We start from the raw sequence: 2,079 nt of genomic DNA, 5'->3' as shown, positions 1-2,079 counted from the left end.
GCAAGCGTCGCAAGGCGGCTCCCGCCCTGGCAGCGCCCCGGCACAGCGGCCACCTGCTTGTGCGCCTGGCCCCGCGGAACACGGCTCTTTTCCGTTTTTTGCTCGAAGCTTACGACCATACGGCCTACTTTACCGTGATTGAGCCAAAAACCGCCCTGCTTAAAATAATTTTTTCACCACACCTGGAAAAAGAAACACGCCGTGTTCTTGCGGAAATGTCCGGCAGCCTGCCCTTTGAGCTGCTGGAGTGGCCCTTTCCCACTGGCCGCAGGGCCGCAAAAATGCTTTGAGATAGCCACATTTTCTGTTATGAACACACTGTTGCGGGAGAACGGGCCCGGGGAGGCCCGGTCCCGTTTTTTCACGCCCGCGCACTGCGGGTGCTCCACAGCAAAACGGCCCTCATGCGGGCCTCCCATCCAGACGAAGGCGGATACATGTCACTGACATACAAGCGAGTTCTGCTCAAACTGAGCGGCGAAGCCCTTGCAGGGTCCAACAAGACCGGCATCAACCCCGATACCGTGGCCGAAATATGCCGCGAAATAGGCACTGTGCTTGCAATGGGCGTGGAAATGGCCCTGGTTATCGGCGGCGGGAATATTTTTCGCGGCCTTTCCGGCTCGGCCAAAGGTATGGAGCGCTCATCGGCGGACTATATGGGCATGCTGGCTACAGTACTGAACGCTCTGGCCGTGCAGGACATGCTGGAAAAACAGGGCTACCCCACGCGCGTTCTTTCGGCCATCACCATGCAGGAAGTGTGCGAGCCGTTCATTCGCCGCCGCGCCCTGCGCCATATGGAAAAAGGCCGTGTGGTCATCTGCGCCGCCGGTACTGGCAATCCCTATTTCACCACCGACACCACGGCGGTGCTGCGCGGCATGGAACTCAAGTGCGATGCCATCATCAAGGCCACCAAGGTCGACGGCATCTACGACAAGGACCCCACCAAGCACAGCGATGCCGTCAAGTTTGACACCATAAGCTACGATGAAACCCTGGCCCGCCACCTGGGCGTCATGGATGCCACGGCCTTTGCCCTGGTGCGCGACAACAATGTGCCTATCATTGTCTGCCGCATGTTCGGCGGCGACATCCAGCGTGCCGTCATGGGTGAACCGGTGGGAACCATCGTGCGCAACTGCTGATCAGGCGCACATGAGCTTGTGATGCCACGGCGGAAAAATCCGGCTTTCCGGTCAGGCACGATTCTGCCCGAAACAACGCCCAGGTTTCGGCAAGCGCATACAGGCTTGAAATTTACAACCGCGCCGGGCGGTCTGGATTTTTCAACATCAGACCGTCCCGGATTTTTTTGCAAAGGGAGGCGCAGCGCCATCCCCAAAGGAACAGGCCGCAGGCCGCAGCCCCAAGGAGAATAATTTATGGATATCGACAGCATCCTTCTTGATGCCGAAGACCGCATGGAAAAAGCCCTTGCCGCTCTTGACCGCGACTTTGCCAAACTGCGCACCGGCCGCGCCACCACAGCCCTTGTGGACGGCATAAAGGCCGACTACTACGGCACGCCCACGCCCATCAGCCAGATGGCCTCCATCGCTGTGCCCGACAGCCGCACCCTGACCATCCAGCCCTGGGACAAGGGCGGCATTGCCCTGATCGAAAAAGCCATCCTCAAGTCCGACCTTGGTCTTACGCCCGTCAACGACGGCAAGCTCATCCGCATTGTCATGCCCCCCCTCACCGAAGAGCGCCGCAAAGAACTGGGCAAGGTTGCGCGCAAATACAGCGAAGAGGCCAAGGTGGCTGTGCGCAACGTGCGCCGCGACGCCAATGACAGCCTGAAAAAGCTGGAAAAAGAAAAGACCATTACCGAAGACGAACAAAAACGCGCCACTGACGATGTGCAGAAGCTTACCGACAAATACGTCGCTGAAGTGGACAAGCGCTGCGCCGGCAAAGAAAAGGAAATTATGGAAATCTAGCCGTGGCGGTCTGTCCGCCACGAGCCGCGCCCGTCGCGTTTCTGCTACAGCGGGGCGGGGGCGGCACGTTCCGGCGCTGGTGCGTTTTTTCATCTGAAAGCCCGCACCGCAGGGCCGGGCAGCATTTTAT

3 protein-coding genes are annotated in these 2,079 nt (G+C 59.1%); all 3 read left to right on the top strand.

Translation table 11 applies throughout. The features are described 5' to 3' along the window. Window positions 1–290 (top strand): DUF4911 domain-containing protein (locus V6C16_RS11805; RefSeq protein WP_333543294.1); only part of this gene is annotated, 290 nt, incomplete at its 5' end. 147 nt (window positions 291–437) lie between these two features. Next, window positions 438–1,151, top strand: coding sequence for a UMP kinase (gene pyrH / locus V6C16_RS11800; protein ID WP_012624158.1), 714 nt, complete (start codon window positions 438–440; stop codon window positions 1,149–1,151). Between the two features lie 237 nt (window positions 1,152–1,388). Then, window positions 1,389–1,949 (top strand): ribosome recycling factor, encoded by a 561-nt coding sequence (gene frr / locus V6C16_RS11795; RefSeq protein ID WP_333534284.1) that lies wholly within the window; start codon window positions 1,389–1,391, stop codon window positions 1,947–1,949. The last annotated feature ends 130 nt before the right edge of the window (window positions 1,950–2,079 follow it).

Source organism: Desulfovibrio sp. 1188_IL3213 (genome assembly GCF_036763145.1).
Classification (GTDB): domain Bacteria; phylum Desulfobacterota; class Desulfovibrionia; order Desulfovibrionales; family Desulfovibrionaceae; genus Desulfovibrio.
The sequence above is the reverse complement of the archived record's forward strand: the minus strand, read 5'-3'. Positions and strand labels throughout refer to the sequence as shown.

What these genes read in the sequence shown, in the direction of transcription:
- pyrH (WP_012624158.1), top strand. Translation starts at nt 438, where the DNA reads ATGTCACTGACATACAAGCGAGTTCTGCTCAAACTGAGCGGCGAAGCC.
- frr (WP_333534284.1), top strand. Translation starts at nt 1,389, where the DNA reads ATGGATATCGACAGCATCCTTCTTGATGCCGAAGACCGCATGGAAAAA.